The sequence below is a fragment of the Kitasatospora sp. cg17-2 genome (assembly GCF_054031055.1).
The window spans coordinates 9,294,750-9,315,483 of the sequence record NZ_CM132923.1 but is presented as its reverse complement, the minus strand read 5'-3'; the positions used below and the strand labels follow the sequence as shown (position 1 = coordinate 9,315,483).

The 20,734-nt window shown below is 72.8% G+C and carries 16 protein-coding genes and 2 pseudogenes; 7 read left to right on the top strand and 11 right to left on the bottom strand.

Annotation, left to right across the window (positions count from 1 at the left end; all coding sequences use genetic code 11):
• The first annotated feature begins 84 nt into the window (after positions 1–84).
• Both ACW14Y_RS39070 and ACW14Y_RS39065 read left to right on the top strand, forming a co-directional pair.
• Positions 85–711: a class I SAM-dependent methyltransferase gene (locus ACW14Y_RS39070; RefSeq protein ID WP_456985185.1), complete on the top strand. Its 627-nt coding sequence runs from the start codon at positions 85–87 to the stop codon at positions 709–711.
• A gap of 287 nt (positions 712–998) precedes the next feature.
• Positions 999–1,781, top strand: a pseudogene (locus tag ACW14Y_RS39065) (GNAT family N-acetyltransferase).
• 234 nt (positions 1,782–2,015) lie between these two features.
• On the opposite strand, the gene ACW14Y_RS39060 reads toward ACW14Y_RS39065, so the two are convergent.
• On the bottom strand, positions 2,016–2,474 hold the full coding sequence (locus tag ACW14Y_RS39060; RefSeq protein ID WP_380308793.1) for a DUF4279 domain-containing protein: 459 nt from the start codon (positions 2,472–2,474) through the stop codon (positions 2,016–2,018).
• A 49-nt stretch (positions 2,475–2,523) separates the two neighbouring features.
• Positions 2,524–2,801: pseudogene (locus ACW14Y_RS39055) on the bottom strand (ATP-binding protein); the annotation flags it as partial.
• Between the two features lie 271 nt (positions 2,802–3,072).
• Here ACW14Y_RS39055 and ACW14Y_RS39050 point away from each other — a divergent pair.
• Positions 3,073–4,467 carry a uracil-xanthine permease family protein gene (locus tag ACW14Y_RS39050; protein ID WP_380308795.1) on the top strand — a complete coding sequence of 465 codons (1,395 nt, stop codon included), beginning with the start codon at positions 3,073–3,075 and terminating at the stop codon, positions 4,465–4,467.
• Between the two features lie 51 nt (positions 4,468–4,518).
• Here ACW14Y_RS39050 and ACW14Y_RS39045 read toward each other — a convergent pair whose 3' ends face one another.
• Positions 4,519–5,637 carry a fatty acid desaturase family protein gene (locus tag ACW14Y_RS39045; protein ID WP_380392987.1) on the bottom strand — a complete coding sequence of 373 codons (1,119 nt, stop codon included), beginning with the start codon at positions 5,635–5,637 and terminating at the stop codon, positions 4,519–4,521.
• A 7-nt stretch (positions 5,638–5,644) separates the two neighbouring features.
• Positions 5,645–6,700, bottom strand: coding sequence for a ferredoxin reductase (locus ACW14Y_RS39040; RefSeq protein ID WP_456985184.1), 1,056 nt, complete (start codon positions 6,698–6,700; stop codon positions 5,645–5,647).
• Between the two features lie 87 nt (positions 6,701–6,787).
• On the opposite strand from ACW14Y_RS39040, the gene ACW14Y_RS39035 reads away from it, so the two are divergent.
• The 4 genes from ACW14Y_RS39035 to ACW14Y_RS39020 all read left to right on the top strand — a co-directional run bounded on the left by ACW14Y_RS39035 (position 6,788) and on the right by ACW14Y_RS39020 (position 10,518).
• Positions 6,788–7,927 carry a PucR family transcriptional regulator gene (locus ACW14Y_RS39035; protein WP_380440651.1) on the top strand — a complete coding sequence of 380 codons (1,140 nt, stop codon included), beginning with the start codon at positions 6,788–6,790 and terminating at the stop codon, positions 7,925–7,927.
• Between the two features lie 262 nt (positions 7,928–8,189).
• Positions 8,190–8,921: a heparin lyase I family protein gene (locus ACW14Y_RS39030; protein ID WP_380308803.1), complete on the top strand. Its 732-nt coding sequence runs from the start codon at positions 8,190–8,192 to the stop codon at positions 8,919–8,921.
• A gap of 112 nt (positions 8,922–9,033) precedes the next feature.
• Positions 9,034–9,669 carry a TMEM175 family protein gene (locus ACW14Y_RS39025; RefSeq protein ID WP_380308805.1) on the top strand — a complete coding sequence of 212 codons (636 nt, stop codon included), beginning with the start codon at positions 9,034–9,036 and terminating at the stop codon, positions 9,667–9,669.
• Between the two features lie 459 nt (positions 9,670–10,128).
• Positions 10,129–10,518 (top strand): transglycosylase family protein, encoded by a 390-nt coding sequence (locus tag ACW14Y_RS39020; RefSeq protein WP_380299460.1) that lies wholly within the window; start codon positions 10,129–10,131, stop codon positions 10,516–10,518.
• A gap of 129 nt (positions 10,519–10,647) precedes the next feature.
• On the opposite strand, the gene ACW14Y_RS39015 is transcribed toward ACW14Y_RS39020, so the two are convergent.
• The 7 genes from ACW14Y_RS39015 to hppD form a co-directional block, all read right to left on the bottom strand.
• Complete coding sequence (locus ACW14Y_RS39015) at positions 10,648–12,159, bottom strand: NAD(P)/FAD-dependent oxidoreductase (protein WP_456985183.1); 1,512 nt, start codon at positions 12,157–12,159, stop codon at positions 10,648–10,650.
• 62 nt (positions 12,160–12,221) lie between these two features.
• Positions 12,222–13,571, bottom strand: a complete 1,350-nt coding sequence (locus ACW14Y_RS39010) for an FAD-dependent oxidoreductase (protein WP_456985182.1) — start codon at positions 13,569–13,571, stop codon at positions 12,222–12,224.
• 8 nt (positions 13,572–13,579) lie between these two features.
• Complete coding sequence (locus ACW14Y_RS39005; RefSeq protein WP_456985181.1) at positions 13,580–15,463, bottom strand: prenyltransferase/squalene oxidase repeat-containing protein; 1,884 nt, start codon at positions 15,461–15,463, stop codon at positions 13,580–13,582.
• A gap of 79 nt (positions 15,464–15,542) precedes the next feature.
• Positions 15,543–16,691, bottom strand: a complete 1,149-nt coding sequence (locus tag ACW14Y_RS39000; RefSeq protein WP_456985180.1) for a polyprenyl synthetase family protein — start codon at positions 16,689–16,691, stop codon at positions 15,543–15,545.
• A 130-nt stretch (positions 16,692–16,821) separates the two neighbouring features.
• Positions 16,822–17,916 carry a prenyltransferase gene (locus ACW14Y_RS38995; RefSeq protein WP_456985179.1) on the bottom strand — a complete coding sequence of 365 codons (1,095 nt, stop codon included), beginning with the start codon at positions 17,914–17,916 and terminating at the stop codon, positions 16,822–16,824.
• Between the two features lie 26 nt (positions 17,917–17,942).
• A complete protein-coding gene (locus ACW14Y_RS38990) occupies positions 17,943–19,175 on the bottom strand; it encodes an acyltransferase family protein (protein ID WP_456985178.1) in 1,233 nt (410 codons plus the stop codon).
• A gap of 122 nt (positions 19,176–19,297) precedes the next feature.
• Positions 19,298–20,464 carry a 4-hydroxyphenylpyruvate dioxygenase gene (gene hppD / locus ACW14Y_RS38985; RefSeq protein ID WP_380441654.1) on the bottom strand — a complete coding sequence of 389 codons (1,167 nt, stop codon included), beginning with the start codon at positions 20,462–20,464 and terminating at the stop codon, positions 19,298–19,300.
• Positions 20,465–20,734: the final 270 nt, after the last annotated feature.

Below are 20,734 nucleotides of genomic sequence, written 5' to 3'. Positions count from 1 at the left end.
ACTGGAGCGGGTGGCAGTTCTGGCAACCGGACCTGCGAGGAAAAGGAGTCGTGTTCTCGGCGATGCGCCGTTATCGTGCGCCGCGTGAACGTTGAAGATCCCAAAGAGGTGGTCCGGAGGGGGTACGACCTGCTCTCGGAGCACTATGAGCGGGCATTCGGCAGCGAGACGAAATACGGATCGTGGATCGAGGAGTTGCTCGGCCGACTGCCGGAGGCAGGCATCGTCCTGGACATCGGGTGTGGCACCGGTGTCCCTGCGGCCCGGTCCTTGGTCATGGCTGGTCACCGCGTGACGGGCGTAGACATCAGTGAGGTCCAGATCCGCAGGGCCCGGGAACTCGTGCCTGGCGCCGACTTCGTCCGGGCTGACGCCACGACCTCGGAGTTCCCCGAGGAGAGCTTCGACGCCGTGGTCTGCCTGTATGCCCTGATCCATATTCCGGTGGAGGAACAGCCTGCCCTGCTGGGTCGGATCGCTTCCTGGCTGCGGCCCGGGGGCTGGTTCCTGGCCACCGCCGGGCATCGAGCCTGGACCGGGACCGATGAGAACTGGCTCGGTGGCGGGGCGGCGATGTGGTGGAGTCACGCGGACGCCGCGACGAGCCGCTCATGGCTCGTGCGGGCCGGCCTCGACGTGGTTCATGAAGAGATCGTGCCCGAGGGCGACAGCGGCCATGTCCTGTTCTGGGCTCGGCGCCCTTGGGGGTGACAGTGGCGGGAAGGAGTGGGGGCATCGTGGCAGCACCCGATCGTGCGAGATTCCGGACCGGCGCGGACGGCCCAACACCTTGCTCGCCGGCTGGAGTCACTCGACGTGGTCCGGCCCGATTCGGGTCTTCAGCTCGCGGTAGTCGTGTTCGATCCGCCTGCGTGACTTCGCCGGTCGGACCAGACCCCTGTTCGAACGCGGCTGCCTCGTGGAACGGCCCAACACAACCGCGGCATGAATCATGAACAGGGTGGCGGACCTGTCTCGAAGTTCGAGATCATCCGCTCATGTCGGACGACACACCAGGACAGGACCTCCCACCCGGCTTCGGGTTCCGGCCGTATCGGGGCCACGAGGACCACGACCCTGGCTCTACCTGCACCGCGGTTACCTGTTGCCCGAGCATCGCCACCAGGGCATCGGGTCAGCCATGCTGAGTTGGGCCGAGAAGCGGATCCGCCGGCTCGCCGAGGACCATGGCACGGCGCGGGCGGCAGTGATCGGTGCGAACGCCACGGTCTCCGAGCAGGACGCCACGGCTCTTCTGCTCGTAGCCGGCTACCCGACGTGTCTTCAGTCTGGTCGAGCTGGAGCTGAACGATCCGCAGCAGTTGCCCGGGCCGGGCAGCGAACTCCCGGCAGGGTTACGGACGGAGCCGATCGGGACCAGCCACTACCGCGCGGCCTGGACGACGGTCGTCGATTCGTATACGGATACCGGTTTCACTCAGAAATGGTCCTTCCAGGACTTTGTCGACACCGCCGACCCGACCTGCTGGAGAGCTGCCTGGAGGGAGCAGGAGATGCTCGGAGTGGCCCTCTGCTCCATCCGCAGCCACGACCACACCGTGGGCGAGGTGGAAGAGCTGAGCGTCCGAACGGACCAGCGGCGCCTGGGAATCGGCCGGATCCTACTGCTGGAAGGGCTGCGAAGCCTTCGCGAACAGGGTGCAACGACGGCCAGGCTGTACACGGGCACGGCAAATCCCCACCGGTCCTACGATCTTTACGAGAGCGTGGGGTTCCGGAGACAGAACGAGTACGTCCGCTACCGCAAGCCACTCGCTTGAGCGACCAGCCATTGGACTGTCCGGTCGATCCACAGAATTTGGCAATTCCTGCGGCGATGCGCGCGGGCGGCCTGGAGGCGCCAGTCGCAGCCGTCATCCGTGGCGTCAACGGTTCGGTACGGCCCCGTCTTTCCGGTCCGAACTGGCCCCGCCTTTCCGCGAGGGGCCCTTGTGTTCCGGCCCCGAGCAGCGCCGCTTCCGGTCTGAACTGGCACCGCCTTGATGGGGGCGGTATCAGTCGTCGATGGGCGTCATGTCGTATTCGCCGACATCCAGGTCCGCGCCGGTTGCGGCGAGGAAGTCCACCACCGCGCGGTCCAGGCGCCAGCCGAACAGGTTCGTGTCGTCCGACGAGCCGGACGGCTGCTCGTGACGCCGGTTGAAGAAGCGCTCGACCTGCAGAATCGTGCCCCCGGGGCCCTCCTCGGTTGCGAGACGGGCCGTCAGACGGATGAGCGCCTCCATGCGGGGCGCGAGCCTGCCGATGACCCGGCCGATCTGCTCGTCGACCGGCAGGCCGGGCTCGCGGCAGACAACCTTCCAGACATGGCAGAACGGGATGGCGTGAGGTGAGGTGGCTATGCTCCCCCGCACCGTCACCTCGTCCGGTTCCACGCCGAGCAACTGAGTGATCTCGTCGGCAGTGGTGCCCACGCTGGCGATCGCAAAGTAGACGTACTGATTCAACGACACCCGCGGAGACTACCGACGCAGCCGCACAGCCGCCCGACCATTTCCTCGCCTGCCGCCTGGCTTCGGTCTGCGCGAGGCGGTAGGGCTCGGCGCCGGTCTCGATGATGGTGCCGTTGAAGGTGAGGCGGTCGACGACGGCCGCGCAGAGCCGGAGGCCGGGGCAACGCTGTTCTTCTCCTCTCTTTCCGTCAGAACCTGGAACATCTCGGCGCTGCGGCGGTCCAGTTCGAGGTGGCCCGGTTCATCGACGCAGAGGAGATCGACGCGGCCGTAGCGGGCGATGGTCCTGGTCAGCTGTTTCTCGTCGGCCGCTTCGACGAGCGCGTTCGACCAGGCGGGCGGCGTCGCGCAGACGCCGGGCTTCGGCGTGGGCGGCGAGGATGTCGTCGACCAGGTCCTCGACCGGACGCCGGGCCCGGACCGGCAGCGGGCCCATGGTGACGCCGCTCGCGGTGCGAGGTGCCGGCCGGAGGAACTGCCTCCGACCATCGTCCATGTGCGGCCGTCGCTGCTCCGGTCGATGCATGATCGGACCCTGGTTGATCGTACATAGCGGTCCGACAGCGCCGACAGGCGTCGGCCACGAGCGAGGAGCGGCATGAAGGTCGGGTTCGGGTGGAAGCTGCACGGGGACGGACGGGCGCCGCGGCCCGGGGTGGTGGTGCGGCCGGACGAGCGGTTGTCCTGGGGGCGGACGGTCGGGCTCGGCGCGCAGCATGTGGTGGCCATGTTCGGGGCGACGTTCGTGGCCCCCGTGCTCATGGGGCTGGATCCGAACCTCGCGGTGATGGTGTCGGGTGTGGCGACGGTGTTCTTCCTGCTGGTGACGGGGGGTCGGATCCCGTCGTACCTGGGGTCGAGCCTGTCGTTCGTGGGGGTGGCGGCGGTCATCAAAGCCCAGGGTGGGGACGCGGCGACGCTGACGGGGGCGTTGCTGGTGGTGGGTGCGGTGCTGGCGGCCTGTGGCGCGGTGGTGCAGGCGTTGGGTGGGCAGGTGATCCATGCGGTGCTGCCGCCGGTGGTCACGGGTGCGGTGGTGATGCTGATCGGGTTCAACCTGGCGCCGGTGGCGGCGGGGACGTACTGGCCGCAGGACCAGTGGACGGCGTTGCTGACGATGGCGTTCACGGGGTTGGCGCTGGTGGTGCTGCGGGGGTTCTGGTCGCGGATCGCGATCTTCCTGGGGCTGGTGTTCGGGTACGCGGTGTCGTGGCTGTTCGACCGGGTCTTCGGGCGGATCGACTCGGTGAACGGCGCGGGGCAGACGGTGGAGCACTGGCGGCTGGACCTGTCGGGGGTGGGGAAGGCGGAGTGGGTCGGGTTCCCGTCGCTGCACGCGCCGAGTTTCTCGCTGTCGGCGGTGCTGGTGGCGCTGCCGGTGGTGGTGGCGCTGATCGCGGAGAACGCCGGGCACGTGAAGGCGGTCGGCGAGATGACGGGGGACCGGCTGGACGACCGGATGGGCACCGCGATCATGGCGGACGGCGCGGCGACGGTGATGTCGACGGCGGTGGGCGGTCCGGCGACGACGACGTACGCGGAGAACATCGGCGTGATGGCGGCGACCCGGGTCTACTCGACGGCGGCGTACTGGTGCGCGGCCGGGTTCGCGATCCTGTTCGGGCTGTGTCCGAAGTTCGGTGCGGTGATCGCGGCGATCCCGGGCGGGGTGCTGGGCGGGATCACGGTGGTGCTCTACGGGATGATCGGCCTGCTGGGCGCGCAGATCTGGGTGCACAACAGGGTCGACCTCACCAACCCGCTCCACCTCGTCCCGGTGGCGGCCGGCGTCATCGTGGGCATCGGCAATGTGACACTCAAGTTCACCGACAACTTCGAGCTGTCCGGGATCGCCCTCGGCACCATCATCGTGCTGACGGGATACCACGCGCTGCGCGCGATGGCGCCGGCCCACATGAAGCAGCCGACCGAAACGCCACTCCTGGACGCGGGCACCACCGACTACGACGACCACGAGGGCACGCGCGACTGATCGGGCTCCGAAGCCGGGACCGTCCGCAGCGCGGGCGGTCCCGTACGCGCGTCAGGCGGCGGCGAGTTCCCGCTCGCGGTCTGGCGTCCCGGCCGCGGGCCGCCGGTTCGGCAGCGAGAGCCGGACGACCTTGCGCCACGCGGAGAACACCTGCTTGGGCAGCGGTCCGGTGACGTACTCCAGCTCGTACTTCTCGAACAGCGCGCGCACCTTCACCGCGACCTCGGCGTACCGGTTGCTCGGCAGGTCCGGGAAGAGGTGGTGCTCGATCTGGTGCGACAGGTTGCCGGTCATGAAGTGCATGGCCCTGCTGCCGCTGATGTTCGCCGAGCCCATCATCTGGCGCAGGTACCACTGGCCGCGCGTCTCCCCCTCGATCGACCGGCGCTGGAAGACCTGGACGCCCTCGGGGAAGTGCCCGCACATGATGACCGAGTGGGTCCAGAGGTTGCGGACCAGGTTGGCGGTGAAGGTGGCGGCGAGGGTGGTGAGGAAGGACGGGCCCGACAGCAGCGGGTGGATCACGTAGTCCTTGAGCATCTGCCTGCGGATCTTGCGGCCCACCGCCCTGACCCGGGCGCGGAACTCCGGGTCCTTGCGGCGGCGCTTGCGGAGGTTCTTGCCGAGCTCCAGGTCGTAGGCCGCGATGCCGTACTCGAAGAAGCAGGCGTTGACGAGGTTCCACAGCGGCTGGCCGAGATGGAACGGGTACCACTTCTGGTCCTCGTCGACGCGCATGATGCCGTAGCCGAGGTCGTTGTCCTTGCCGATCACGTTGGTGTACGTGTGGTGCAGCTCGTTGTGGGAGTGCTTCCACTGGTCGGAGGGCGAGACGTGGTCCCACTCCCAGGTGGTGGAGTGGATCTTCGGGTCACGCATCCAGTCCCACTGGCCGTGCAGGACGTTGTGGCCGATCTCCATGTTCTCCATGATCTTCGCGACCGACAGACCGGCGGTGCCGATCAGCCACGCGGGCGGGAAGAGCGAGAACAGCAGCACGGCCCGGCTGGCCAGTTCGAGCTTGCGCTGCGCGGAGACGACCTTGCGGATGTAGGCGGCGTCCTTCTCGCCGCGGCCGGCGATCACCTCGTCGCGGATCGCGTCCAGCTCGCGGCCCAGCTCCTCGATCTGCTCCGCCGTCAGACGGGTGGCGGGGTCGATGGCGGTCATGGTGCTCCTACCGTTCGATGTCGCAGGGGCCCGCCGCGGCGGACACGCAGGTCTGGATGAGGACGCCCGGCTCGGCCTCGGTGATCCCACCGGTGCGCAGGTCGCGGACGGCGCCCGCCTTGAGCGGCGTGACGCAACCGAAGCAGATGCCCATCCGGCAGCCGGAGGGCATGAGCACCCCGGCCTCCTCACCGAGGTCCAGCAGCGGCGTGGCGCCGTCCGCCTCGACGGTCCGGCCGGTGGCGCTGAAGGTGACCGTCCCGCCGTCACCGGTGGCGACGACCGCGGGCCGGAAGCGTTCGGTGCGCAGGCGCCCGAGGACGCCGTGCCCGGTCCAGTGCTCCTCCACGGCGTCCAACAGGCCCGCGGGCCCACACGCCCAGGTCTCGCGCTCGGCCCAGTCGGGCACCAGCTCGTCGAGGCGGGCGAGGTCGAGCCGACCGTCCGTGCCGGTGTGCACCTCGGTGAGGCGCAGGTTCTTCGCCGCGGCCAGCTCGCGCAGCTCGTCGCGGAAGATCACGTCCTGGGGCCGCGGCGCGCAGTGGATCATGGCGACGTCGTCGAACCCGGTGTCCCGCAGCATGCCCATCACGGGCGTGATGCCGCTGCCGGCCGTCAGGAAGAGCACCTTGGCGGGCTTGGCCGGCGGCAGGACGAAGTCGCCGGCGGACTGGTCGAGCCGGACCAGGGTGCCCGGTGCCGCCCGGTGGACCAGGTGGTTGCTGACCTTGCCGCCCGGCACCGCCTTCACGGTGATCGTGATCCGGCCGTCCTTGCGGTCCGTCGGCGAGGTGATGGAGTAGGACCGCCACAGGCGGACTCCGTCGACGTCGACCCCGACCGACAGGTACTGGCCGGCCCGGTGGCCGCGCCAGCCGCGACCGGGCCTGATCACCACGGTCGCGGCGTCCTCCGTCTCGGGGTGCACGGCCTCGATCCGCCCGCGCAGGTCGGCGCCCGCGCGCAGCGGACTGACCAGGTCGAGGTAGTCCGACGGCAGCAGCGGCGTCGTGACCAGCTCCAGTAGTTTCCACGCCCGGCTGCGGAGGGCTGCACTCGTCATAGGCCCAGCTTGCTGCGCATACGGGCGTAAAGTCCTGACCGTAGAACGTGAATCCGGTCCGCCGATTTGTTCGCAGGGAACAAGAACATGAGCAACGCAGTCCGAAAGGCCGGCGAGCCGGCCCTGGACGAGACGACGGTCGCCGCCCTCAGGGCCGCGTTGACGGCCACCGCCGAGGAGGTCGTCCGGGCGATCATCGAAGAAGTCCCCTCCTACGCCAACGCCCTGTCCGGCCGCATGGGCAACACCATCCGCCGAGCCGTCCGCACCGCCCTGGGGCACTACCTGGACTTGGCGAGCGGGAACCCCACCGGAGGCGACGCCGGCGACGCGGCCTACGAACTGGGCCGCGGCGAGGTGCGCGACGGCCGTTCGATGGACGCCCTGCTGAGCGCGTACCGCGTCGGTGCCCGGGTGGCCTGGCGGTGCCTGGCGGCGGGTGCCGTACCCGCGGGCCTGCCCGCCGCCGAGGTCGCCAAGTTCGCCGAGCTGACCTTCGCCTACATCGACGAGCTCTCCGCCGCGAGCGCCGCGGGGCACGCCGACGAGCTGGCCGCCCGGGGCCGGGCCCAGGAGCGCCACCTGGAGCAGCTCGCCCGCGACCTCCTCGCCGACGCGAGCCAGGACGTCCTGCTGGCCTCCGCCCAACGGGCCCGTTGGCAGCCTCCGTCCTCGTTGACCGCGGTGCTGCTCCCCGCCGCCCAGACCCGGCCCGCGTACCGCACGCTCGCCCCGGGCACCCTCGTCCTCGACGACCTGCCGGACGCCACGGGAGTGCTCCTCGTCCCCGACGCCGACCGGTCGCGGCTCCTGCGGCAGCTCACCGACCGCGTCGCCGTGGTCGGCCCGGCCCGGCCGTGGACCCGCGCGTCCGCCTCCTACGCACGGGCCGTACGCGCGCGCTCCCTGTCACCCGACATCCGCGACACCGAGGAGCACCTGCCCGAACTGGTGCTGAGCGCGGACGCGGACGCGTTCGCCGATCTGCGCGCGCGAGCCCTCGCACCCCTGCGACCGTTGCCCGTCGCGACCGCACGGCGGCTGGAGGAGACGCTGCGGGCGTGGCTGCTGCACCAGGGCAGGCGCGAGGAGGTGGCGGCAGCCCTGTTCGTCCACCCCCAGACCGTCCGGTACCGGATGACGAAGCTGCGGGAGCTCTTCCCGGACCTCGCCTCGCCGCACCGGGTCCTCGAACTGACGCTGGCCGTGGGCATCGCGGCCGGCTGAGACGGTGGCGGGCCACCTCCCTCGTTCGCCGGCGACCCGGGCGGCCCTCCCCTGTTCCCGTGCCGTTCCCGCCGCCGACCTCCCCCGGTCGCCCGCCCCGGGCGGCCGCCGGGACGGGTCGACCGGCGGTGTTGCCCGAAAGGGCCACGGCCGGTCGGCCCGGCTGGTCCAACGGGTCGTCAGGTGGTCGAATCTCCTCGCACGTCCGGGCCGACCGCCCGGTCGGCATCCGATTCCGACAACTCGTCCGCCCAGGAGAGACATGCCTTCTTCGGCACACCGCCATCGAACCACCGCCGGTGTCGTGGCGCTCAGCGCGTTCGCGATCACCTGCGGCACCGCCGTCGCCGGAAGCTCCGCCACCGCGGCGGACACCGTCCTGTGGACCCCCAGCACCAGCAAGGGCCCCTCCTCCTTCGCCGGCGTCCAGTGCGCGGAGGGCAAGTTCGGCGTGGTGAAGGACCCGGCCAAGGGCAACGTGTGGCGGGCCTTCCAGGCCGCCGGCGAGGAGCGCTGCGAGACGCTCGGCCCGAACCTCAAGGAGGGCAGCACCTTCTACCTCGGCTGGTCCTCCAAGCTGAACATCAAGGACTCCAACAGCCGCTACGTCTTCCAGCTCAAGTGCTCGCCGAGCACCGACACGGCGAACCACCCGATCGAGATCGACGCGACGACCGGCCGCATCCGCCTCCAGGAGTGGGACACCAAGCACGTCGCCCACACCCTCTGGACCGCGCCGACCAGCAACAACCAGTGGCACTCCTACGCCCTGAAGATCCGGCTCGGCCGCACCAACGGCACCATCGACTTCTGGTTCGACGGTGTGAAGCAGACCTTCACCACCGGCTCCGGCACCTTCAAGGGCACCACCTGGGACGGTGACCGCAACTACCTCAAGTGGGGCTCGTACCACCCGTCCCCGGGGAACGCGACGAACACCTTCACCAGCCCGATCATGGCGACCACCCTCCAGGCGGCCACCGCCGGCTCCTGACACCCGGCGCGCCGCGCGGCCGGAGCGGGAGACGCGGCCGGGGGCGGGACACGGCCCGGCACACCGTCGGACCTGCGCCGCTCCCGGCCTTCCCCTCCCTAAGGTCGGCAGGATGACGACCCCGACAGCCCCGGAACCCCTGCTCGGCCGGCCGGAACGGCTGGTCGCGCTGGCCGACGGCGTCTACGCCATCGCGATCACCCTGCTCGCCATCGACATCAAGCTCCCGGACGGCCTCGATTCCGCCGAGTTCCACCGCCAGCTGCACGACCTCCTCCCCCAGGTCGGCGCGTACGCCCTGAGCTTCCTCGTCCTCGCGGCCTTCTGGCGTGACCACCACCGTCTTTTCCTCGGCGTCCGGCAGGTGGACGGCCTGGTGATCCGGCTGACGCTGTTCGGCCTCGGGGTCGCGGCGCTGCTCCCCTTCCCCACCTCCCTCATCGCCGAGTACGCCAGCGAGCCCTCGGCCGTGGCCGTCTACTCGGCGGCCGTCGCGACCCTGGGCAGCGCCCAGTTCGCGCTGCTGTTCGTGGTGTGGAAGCGCCCCTGGCTCCGGGCGGCACCGCTTCCCGACCGGGAGGCCCACGCCTATCTGGCGGACCTCGGAGCGACGGTGGTCGTCTTCGCCGCCACGGCGCCGCTGAGCTTCCTCGTCGGGTCCCGGGTCGCGTGGGGCTGGCTGGTCCTGCTGCCGGTGAAGGTCGCCATCGGGCGCTGGAGCACGCGGGTCAGCCGTTCGGACGTCTGACCGCGCCCGCGTCGGGGGTTTTCGCGCACAGCGGGTGACGGCGCGGGGCACGGCGGGTGAGGGCTGTGGCCCGGACCACCCGGCACCACCGCCGCACCCCGCCCGGCACCCCGATTCCCGCACCCCGCGCGACGGCACGGCCACCGCGCGTCGACCGTGTGCCCGGCCTCACAGACCCCCCGGAGTGGCCCGGACCACTTCCAGCCAGTATTCGATCTTGAAAATGCGGACATATGCCTTCAAAACAGGCCAATATCAAGATCCATACCCACGGTAACCCCCCACTGACGTGCCTAAACCTACGAATCCTTGAAACCCCACCCCCACCCCCGTAACTTCGAATGCGTCGCACCGAACGAGCACACCGCTCACCGGCAACACCCCGTGCGAACCCCGCGAAACCACAAGCCCCCAGGGCCTGGTTCCGCACGCCCGCATCCCCTTCCGCAAAGGAAACCCATGACCTTCCGTAACGAGACCGCCACCGCCACCACCGCCACCAAGCGCCGCAACCGCGTCCGGATGGCACTCATGGCCGGGGCCCTCACCGCCCTGCCGGTGGCCGGCCTCGTCACGGCCAACGCCGCCTCCGCCGCTCCTGCCGGCGTCTGGGACAAGGTCGCCGCCTGCGAGGCCACCGGCAACTGGGCCATCAACTCCGGCAACGGCTTCTACGGCGGCCTCCAGTTCACCAGCTCCACCTGGGCCGCCTTCGGCGGCACCGCCTACGCCCCCCAGGCCCACCAGGCCACCAAGGCCCAGCAGATCACCATCGGCGAGAAGGTCCTCGCCGCCCAGGGCCCCGGCGCCTGGCCCGTCTGCTCCGTCAAGGCCGGCCTCACCAAGTAACACCCCCACCCCCACACAGGGGGCGCACCACAACAACGCCGCTGCACCCGACCACCCCCACCCCGGGGACGGCCAGGTGACCAGCGGCGTCGTGCGTTCCCCCGACCCGCACACCGGGCCCGAACAGCCTCACACCGTACGACCGCCCGCCCGGTCGTACGGACGCCCCGCAGCACCGCCCAGCAAGGCCAGCTCGCCCTCCGTGAGGGGCGGTTCACGGCCGGGAAGCACCGCGGCGGACGGGCCGCGCAGCAGCGCGCGCACCGCGGCGGGGCGGGCCAGGTCCGCGGGCCGTCCCTCCAGCGTGCCCAGCCGGACCAGTGTGCCGAGCACGGCGTCGGCGTCTCCCCCGGTGCCGTCCGCGCGCACCGCCACCGCCTGGAGCCGCGCGCCCAGCCGGGCCCGCGCCCGGTCGCCCCTGGTCGGCCGGGCTCCGGCGACGTCGGGGTACAGCACGTCCTGGCCGGTGGCCAGGCTCCAGGCGGCCCGCGTGGCCCGGTGGACGGCCCGCTGGACGCCCGCGGTGACGCCTCCGTCGTCCGCGCCCCGGCGCTCCAGGGCCCGGGCGAGCGCCAGAACGCCTGCCGCCGCGACGGACAGGCCGTGTCCGTAGGCGGGGTTGGTGTGCGCGACGGCGTCCCCGACCACCGCGAAGCCCGTCGGCCACCGCCGGAGCCGGTCGTAGCGACGGCGGCGGTCGGCGGTGTTGCCGTAGCGGCGCACCCGGTCGAGCGGTTCGCAGAGCGGCAGCAGGTCCGCGATCAGCGGATGCGGCAGGGCGCGCGCGAACGCGTGGAACCCGGCTTCGTCGCGCGGCGCCTCCGCGCCGCGGGTGGCGGAGAGGGTGACCAGCCAGCGACCGTCCTCGATCGGGAAGACCACGCCCGCCCGCCCGGGACCGGCCCCCGGTCCCGACTGGATCGAGACCGAGGGGAAGCCGGCCGCCGCGTCGGGCGCGCGGACCAGCAGGGTCGCGTAGACGAGCCCGCAGTCGACGCGCTCCTGCGCGACCTCGGGCAGGCCGAGCCCGGCCAGCCAGTCGGGTGCGCGCGAGCCCCGCCCGGTGGCGTCCACCACCAGGTCCGCGGCGAGTTCGCGGCCGTCCGGCCACGCCCCGCCCCGCACCCGTACGCCGGTCACCCGGCGGGCGTCGCCGACGAGGCCCTCGCCGTGGACGCCCTGGAGGAGCTCGACCCCGGGGTCGGCGAGCACCCGGGCGCGGACGATCCAGTCCAGGAGGTCACGGCTGAGGCACCAGCCGTGGGAGGACTCGCCGGTCCGGGGCAGCCAGCCGTGCGGGGTGAGCGTCACCAGGTCACCGGGCAGGGCGAGACGGCGGGCCCCGGCGGCGGTGAGGGCGTCGGTGAACCCGGGCAGCAGCGCCTCCAGACTCGCCGCCCCCGCAGCCATCAGCAGGTGTCCGTGCCGGGCCTGGGGCAGGCCCGCCCGCGCGACCGGGCCGGCCGGCAGCCGGTCCCGGTCGACCACGACGACCTGCTCCGCGTGGCGGGCGAGCACCGAAGCGGTGAGCATGCCCGCGAAGCCGCCGCCCAGGACAACGGCCCGGCGCACCGCGGGACGGCGCGACCGTTCGTCCCCCGCACCCTCGGCCATACTCTCGGCCCCGCGTGATCGGTCCATCCCCTTGTCCCGTCCTTCCTCGTCGGTCCTCACCTCGGTCCTCGCCCCGGCCCTCGCCCCGGTCACGCCCAGTCCGGCACGCGCCGGGCGCGCGGGTCCGGCAGGCCCAACTGGTGCAGCCGGTCCAGCGCGGTGAAGGGGCGGATACCGAGCCCCGCCATGTTGTAGGTGGCCTGGTAGCGGAGCCGCGGGTTGCCGTCCATCCGGCGCAGCACCCGGCGCCCGAGCGCCTGGCCGGACCTGGAGAGCTGGGTGATCATCCGGGTCGCGTCGTGGCTCATCCGGTCCATGTGCCGCACCCAGTCCACGCGCTGCGCCGCGTACGCCTCCAACGCCCGGTCGACGGCGGCGGTGGCCGTGGCCGTGGAGGAGGCGGTGGCCGTGGCCGTGGCCGTGGCGGTGGCCGTGGACGCGCCGGCGGTGAAGCCCCGGCCGGTCAGACAGGCCGCCAGAGCCTCGGCGTCGGCGATGGCGGTGTTCATGCCCTGGGCCGCCATCGGGTGCACGCAGTGCGCCGCCTCGCCGACCAGGGCGAGCCCGGGGACGGCCAGCACGTCGGCGGTGAACCGCCACAGGTTGAGCAGTTGCCGGCTGCCGAAGCTGGCGCGCAGCCGCTCCTCCAGCGGCCGCAGCGCGGGCGTGCCCGCCAGCAGGTCGCGGCACCAGTCCTCCAGCCTCGCCTGCCGTTCCGGGCCGGTGCCGCGCAGCGCGTCGGGGCGCACCTGGGCGTAGAGCCGCATCCGCCCGCCGGGCAGCGGGTAGGCCAGCCGCAGCCCCTCGCCGGTGAGATAGGTCGTCACCTCGGGTGCCGCCGCCGGGACGCCGTCGATGTCGAAGGACAGCAGTCGGTGCCCGTACTCGGCGGAACTCGTCCCGATGCCCGCGTCGCGGCGCAGCTTCGACGAGCGTCCGTCGGCGGCGACCACCAGCGGTGCGGTCAGCTCCCGCTCGTGGCCCTGCCGTGCGACCCGCACGCCGGACACCCGGCCGCCGTCCCGGACCAGCCCCTCGACCAGGGCACCCGACCAGGACTCCACCCGTTCGCCCAGGGACTCGCGCAGGGCCGCCAGGATCTCCGGGTAGTCGAGGGAGAACAGCTGGCGGTCCTCGCCGGGCATCGTCCGGTAGTCGAAGAGCATCAGGCGCCGGCCGTCCGCGTCGCGGATCATCAGCTGCCCGAGCGGGACGGCGCCGCGCCGCAGCAGCAGCGGCATGACGCCCCACTCGCGCAGGATCCGGACCGAACTGGGTTGCAGCACCTCGCCCTTGGCGATCGGCACGGGCACCCGCTGCTTCTCCAGCAGGAGCACCCTCAGCCCGGCGAGGTCGAGGGCGCGGGCGGTGGCCAGCCCGGCCACCCCGGCGCCGCAGACGATCGCGTCCCAGCGGCCCCGGCCCGGGCCTGCGTCCACGGCCCCGCTCATCGGGCGTCCCCCGTCCCGGCACCGGCCACCGGCTCCGACACTTCGGACGCGCCGGACGGGTCGGACGCGTCGGACGGCGCCGGGAGGGCCGAGACCGCCGCGAGTGCCGACAGCGCCAGGCCCTGGGCCATCAGGAAGTCGCTGTAGTGGACGTGGTCGCGGATGTACACGCACGTCCGGCCCGGCTCCCAGCTCCCGTCCGGCCGCTGGTGCTCCAGCAGCCAGTCGGCGCCGCGCGCCGCCCCCGCACCGTCCCCGCAGGCCGCGAGGGCCAGGACGGCGCGGGCGGTCTCGTCCACCGTGCCGGGTTCTCCCCGGTCGCCGGTGGACCAGGAGCCGTCCGGGAGCTGTGCGGCCCGCAGGCGGTCGAGGGCACGCCGCGCGACCGGGCTGCGGGAACGGCCGAGCGCGGCCAGCAGCCGCAGCACGGCGACGGTGGCCGGGACGACGCCCCGGTGCCACAGCGCCCGGAAGCCGCCGTCCCGGTCCTGCCGGCGCAGCAGCCACCGCAGGCCGCGCACCAGCCGGGGGTCGCTCGCGGGCACGCCCGCCTCGTGCAGGACGAGCAGCGCCTTCGCCGTGATGTACGGGCAGGGGCCGTCCAGCGGGACGAGGGTGTTGCGGACGAAGGTGCTCCACGAGCCGCGCCGGTCCTGCCGGGCGAGCAGCCAGTCCAGACCGCGGCGCAGCGCGGGGGCGTCGCGGTCGCCCTGGAGCAGCACCTCCAGCACGGCGAGGGAGTCCAGGACGTTCGGCCAGCCCTTGGGTCCGGACCAGGTCCAGCCTCCGGGCGGGCAGTCGTAGAGCGGGAACGGCGTGGTCTGCTGGCAGTCGGCCAGCCAGGTCCTGGTGCGGGCCAACCGGGGGTCGTCCGCGAAGCCCGCCGTGCCCAGGGCGGCGGCCGCGAAGGCCGGGCCGGTGACCTCGACCCGGGCGGTCTCCATCCCGTGGATCATGCACCAGGAGCCGTCCGGCTGGACGGTCGCCCGCAGGTAGTCGAGCCCCGCCGCGACGAGACGCGCATCGTCCGGTTCCGCTCCGGAACCCGACGACGTGCCGGAACCCGGCAACGCCACAGAGCCCGGCGACGCGACGGAGCCGGTGCTCGCCAGGGCCGTGACGACCAGGCCGGTCAGCCACGGGTCGCCCCCGTACGAGCCGACGTCCCCCTCCTGGTACTGCACCGCGCCCAGCAGCCGGACGGCCGCCGGCCGCGCGGCCGCGAGCGCGCCGCGGGCGAGCGGGCCCGGGGCCCCGAAGCGGGACTGCAGCAGGGCGAGCGCGACGAACGGCGGCGACAGGTAGGACAGCACCTTGCGGCGCAGCGCGGCCGGCAGGAGCACGAGCTCGACCGGGACGCGGGACACCCCGCCGGCGTCGCCGAGGCCCGCCAGGGCCAGGACCAGCGAGCACAGCTGCCGGACCGTGCGGTCCGCCACGGCCTCGACGCCCCCCGCGGCGCCGAGCCAGGCCAGCGCACCGGCAACCGCCTCGCGGGCCGCGGCGTCGCCGGGGTCCGGCCGGGGCACCAGGGTCAGGGCGGCGGCCGCCATGCAGGTGGCCACGGCGTCCGAGGGGAATCCTTCGAGCGTGCCCCAGCCGCCGTCGGGGTTGCGCACCCGCAGCAGCCAGGCGCACCCGCCCTCCGCCAGGGCGCGGTCGGCCCCGGTGCCCGCCAGGTGCAGGGCCAGGGCCGCGCCCGCGGTGCCGGAGACCGCGGCGGGGCGGGGATTGGTCCACGCGCCCGTGGGCAACTGGGTGGCGAGCAGCAGGCCGGTGCTCGCCGCCACCGCGCCTTCGATCCGGGTCCGCCGTTCGAGGCCGTCGTGCAGGTGCTGGTGCGGGTGCTGATGCGGGTGCTGGTTCAGTGGGAGGGACATCGGCGCTCCACGGGACGACGACGGGGCCGGGCTCTGACTGTGGCTGTGGCTGTGGCTGTGGCTGTGACGGGACGACACGTCACATCACGCGGGAGACGAAGGAGTCGGCGAGCGCCGTGTACTGCGCGCGGACCCCGGCGGGCATCGGCACCAGGTCGAGGCTGGCCCGCGCCCTGGCCAGGGCCTGTTCGGCCTCGCGTTCACAGGCCCGCCGGCCCCCGCCCTCCTCGATCAGTGCGGCGGCCTCCAGCAGCACCTTCTCCGCCTCCTCCTCGCCCGCCGGGGCGCGGCCGTCGGCCAGCAGTTCCGCCAGGCGCCGCGCGACGGTCCCGGAGGCGGCGGAGGCGGCGACCACGGGCAGGCTCTTCTTGCGCTCGCGCAGATCGCCGCGCACGGGCTTCCCGGTCACGGCCGGGTCGCCCCAGATGCCCAGGATGTCGTCGACGCACTGGAACGCCAGTCCCAGCTGTCCCGCCGCCTCGGCCAGCGCGTGGACCAGCGGCCGGTCCGCTCCGCCGAGGACGGCGCCCATCGCGCTGGCGCCCGCCAGCAGGGCGCCGGTCTTGGCCATCGCCATGGCCTGGTACTCGGCCACGGTCACCGTGCCGGGGCCGGACCAGGGGCGCTCGCTGAACCGGATGTCGCACGCCTGGCCCTCCACCAGCTCGCGCAGCGCCACCGCGAGATGACCGGCCGCGGCCGGGCCGTGCGGTCCCCCCTTGGCCAGCAGCAGGTCGAAGGCGAGGACCTGCAGCGCGTCCCCGGCCAGGATCGCTCCGCTGACGCCGAACTCCTTCCAGACCGTCGGGCGCCGTCGGCGTTCCTCGTCGCCGTCCATGATGTCGTCGTGGATCAGGCTGAAGTTGTGGATCAGCTCCGCCGCGGCCGCACCGGGCAGCGCGGCCTCCGCCGGCGCCCCGACGGCCTCGGCGGCCAGCACCGCGAGGGCGGGGCGGACGGCCTTGCCGGAGTCCAGCTCCACCGGCGAGCCGTCGGCGGCGCACCAGCCGAGGTGGTAGGAGCTCATCATGGCGGTCCAGGGCTCCAGCAGGGCGACCGCCTCACGCAGCAGCGGTTCGGTGAGCTCCCTGGCCCGTCGGGTCGTTCCGGCGGCCAGGGAGTGCTGGGAGGGCAGGTGCGGGGGCTGCGGGTTCGGGGACTGGGCGTTCGGGGACTGGCCGTTCGGGGACGGCGTGTGCGGGGGCAGCGTGTGCGCGATCGTCGTCATGGCGGACCCTTCCTGTAGCGGTGGTCGGCTTGGGCGAAAGCTCGGGGGCCGGTCGGTCGTCCGACCCCGGCGGTGCGGCGGTTCGGCGGTTCGGCGCCGGGCAACGTTCGGATGCGGTCGCGGTGCGGAGTCAGGCGGGGCGCCGGAGGACGTTGCTGCGCACCGCTCCGGTCAGCCACACCAGGAACGCCGTGAGCGTCACGCCGTAGACGGCCAGCCAGCCGCCGGGCACCCCGCGACCGGTGTTCAGGGCGCTGCCGAGCAGGCTGAGCGTGATCGCGCAGGCGGTGACCGGCATGTGCATCGAGGCCAGGAAGGTCACCGCGTTCGCCTTCTCCGGCCGGCGCAGGGCCCCGGTGAGCAGCCGCCGGGAGACCCAGGCCGCGACGGGGGCCGTGGCGAGCACCGCGATCGCGCCGGCCGCGGGGACGACCCCGGTCCCGGCGAGCACCAGCATCCCGGCGCCCACCGCGACCTGGCCGGCGATGTAGAGGCGGACCAGGCCCGGGCCGTCGAGGGCGACCGCGAGCGTGTGCTTGCCGGTCCGCCGGTCGCCCTCGATGTCGGCGAGGTTCATCACGGACATCCGGAGGAACTGCAGGGCGCAGACCACACCGGCGTAGACGACGTCCGCCCCGGTCACCGAGCCGGACTGGAGGGCGCGGGCGAGCAGCGGCCCGAGCCCGTACAGCACCAGCGCGCAGGCCACCTCGCCCAGCGCGTGGTAGTTCAGCCGCAGCGGCGGGGCCGTGTAGAACCAGGAGAGCGCGGCGATCGCGGCCGCCATCACCCGGGTGCCCGTCGTCGGCATGACGGCGATCAGGCCGAGCGAGACGAAGAGCAGCACGAACGCGGCGGACAGGCTGACCATCGGGCGCAGCAGGCCGCTCACCAGGACCCGGCTGCCGCCGGTCCAGCCCGTCGGCGCGGCGTTCGCCCGGTCGGCGTCGAGGTCGAAGTACTCGTTGCAGTAGTGCGTCATCAGGTGGGTGCACCAGGCGAAGGCCAGGGTGAGGACGAACCAGCCGGGCCGGAAGGCGTGGCCGTCGTGCACCGACATGCTGACCCCGAGGCCGACCACCATCATGCTCTGGACGAGGAACTTGGGCCTGCCCAGCCTGACGAAGGCGCGCACGCGCTCGGCGCGCGGCAGTGCGGGCGCGGCGGCCGGAACGGGGGCGGGTACGGGGGCGGAGGCGGAGGCGGCGAATCCTGTGCTGTTCATGCGTCAGCTCCCTTGCTGTTCGTACGTCAGCTCGCCGTGCTGCCGGGCACCGGGACCGCCGGGCGGCGTGCCTCGTCGAGGGGTGGGGGTGTGGACGGGGCGCCCGCTCGGCGCGGCCGGGCGAACCGGCGCATCGCGGGCAGTTCGACGTACCGGTGGAGCAGCCGGGCGGCGAGCAGGGACAGGGCGAGGAACAGCGCGGTCGCCGCCATCGCGACGGGTGTGCTCCAGCGGCCGCCGCCGAGGGCCCAGTGGGCGACCATGACGACCGGCCAGTGCACCACGTAGAAGGCGAACGAGGCCTCGCCGAGCCGCACCAGCGCCGGGCGGCGCAGCCAGGACCTGCGGCCGTCGCGGTCCGCCGCCGCGGCCGAGAGGATCAGACCGGACACGGGCACGACGGTCGCGGCGGCCGGCAGGAAGGCGAACGGCAGGGTCGCCAGTGCCGTGCCCAGGGCCAGCACCAGCGCCAGCCCGGACAGTGCCATGCCGGGCACCACACCCCGGCCCTCGCGGACGATCCGGGCCAGCAGCATGCCGAGGACGAACTCCGGCAGCCGGCCGAGCGGGAAGAAGTAGGGGATCCAGAACTGCCACTGGGAGACCTCGACGTCCGGCACGGTGCGGCCGCCGCGGAACTGCGAGGCGATCACCGCCACCAGCCACACCGCCAGCACCGCGCACCCGGCGGCCGCCCAGAGCCGTTCCGGACGGATCCGTCGCAGGCGGGGCAGCAGGAAGGGGAAGAGGGCGTAGCAGAACACTTCGACGGCCAGCGACCAGGTGACGATGTTCAGCCCCGCGGTGAAGCCCGGGCCGGGCAGCCACGCGTGCAGCAGCAGCAGGTTGGCCAGCGCGGGCAGCCAGGGGAAGCCGCCGCCGGACCCGCCCGTCACGGCGGAGCCGGTCGCGAGCACGAACACGAACAGCAGCGCCCACACCACCAGGTGGTTGGGGTAGACCTTGGCGGCCCTGCGCCGCCAGAACGAACGGGCGCTCCCGCCCCGGCGGGCGCCGTCGCCGTCGCGGGCACCATTGCCGTCGCGGGCACCGTCGCCGTCGCGGGCGGACCAGGTGAGCACGAATCCGCTCAGTACGAAGAACACCGAGACGCCCACCATGCCCAGCGGGAGCACGGCTTTGACGGCCTGTTCGGCCCGGTCGTCCCGGAACACCTTCGCGACGTACCAGGCGTGGGTCAGGAAGACCCCCAGCGCGCAGAGGAACCTCAGCCCGGTGAGGGAGGGGTACCGTTCCACCTGCTGTTCCGCTGAACGCTTCGGCCCTTCGTCGGACACGAGTCCGCTCCCTTCGACGTGGTGACGTACCGACCTGCCGACCTGCTGACGTGAATGGCGTGAATGGCGTGCCGGAGAGCCGCTCAGAGATTGCCGCGGCGTTCCTGTTCGCGCTCGATGGCCTCGAACAGGGCCTTGAAGTTGCCCTTGCCGAAGCCCTGGGAGCCGTGGCGTTCGATGAGTTCGAAGAACACGGTCGGCCGGTCCTGCACCGGCTTGGTGAAGATCTGCAGCAGGTGGCCGTCCTCGTCCCGGTCGGCGAGGATCCCCAGCTCGCGCAGTTCCTCGACCACCGCCCCGGTCCCGTCGAGCCGTTCGCCGACGGCGTCGTAGTAGCTGTCCGGGGTGTCCAGGAACTCGACTCCCCTGGAACGGAGTTCGCGGACGGCCGTGACGATGTCGTCGGTCGCCAGGGCAATGTGCTGGACGCCCGGCCCGCCGTAGAACTCCAGGTACTCGTCGATCTGGGACTTCCTCCGGCCGACCGCCGGCTCGTTGAGCGGGAACTTGACGCTGCGGGTGCGGTCCGCGACGACCTTGGACATCAGCGCCGAGTACTCGGTGGCGATGTCGTCCCCGACGAACTCCTTCATGTTGGTGAAGCCCATGACGCGGTTGTAGAAGGCCACCCACTCGTCCATCCGGCCCAGTTCGACGTTGCCCACGCAGTGGTCGATGCCGGTCAGCAGCGGCCGCCGGGCAGCGGTGGCGGGCGACGGCCCGCGGTGCACGTAGCCGGGCAGGTAGGGGCCGTCGTAGCCGGTCCGCTCGACCAGGCTGTGCCTGGTCTCGCCGTACGTGGCGATCACGGCGGTCCGCACCGTCCCGTGTTCGTCGGCCGTCTCCCGGGGCGCTGCGAGGCCGGTCGCGCCCCGTTCCACCGCGAGCTCGTGGGCGCGGCGGGCGTCCGGGACGGCGATCGCCACGTCGAGCACGCCGTCGCCGTGGCGGGCGACGTGCCCGGCGACGAACGCGGCCTCCTCGCCGACCGCGCGGACCGCCGAGGTGAAGACGAACCGGATGTCGCCGGAGACCAGCACGTAGGACGCCGTCTCCGGGTGACCGGTCTCCGGACCCCGGTAGGCGACGAGCCGCATGCCGAACGCGGTGGTGTAGAAGTGTGCGGCCTGTTTGGCGTTTCCGACCGCGAACTCGACGGCGTCGATACCGAGGACGGGGAACGGCTCGGTGGACGGGGTCCGCCCGCCGCGGGCCACCTGGGCGGTTTCGGGCAGCACGAGATCGGTCATCAGGCTTCCTTCGTGAGAAGCCCCGGTCCCGGACCGGGGAGGAGACAGGACATGGCTCGGCGCAGCAGGGCCGAGCAGGGCAGAGGCAGGGAGAGGCAGGGCCGAGCAGGGAAGGGCAGGGCAGGGCAGGGCAGGGCACCGCAGGGCAGGCCCGACGGCCGCGACCACCGTCACGGCGGCACGACGACACGACGGCACGACGACACGGCGGCACGACGGCGCGCCGCGCACCGCACGGGCATGCGACCGCACCGACCAACAACAAACCCG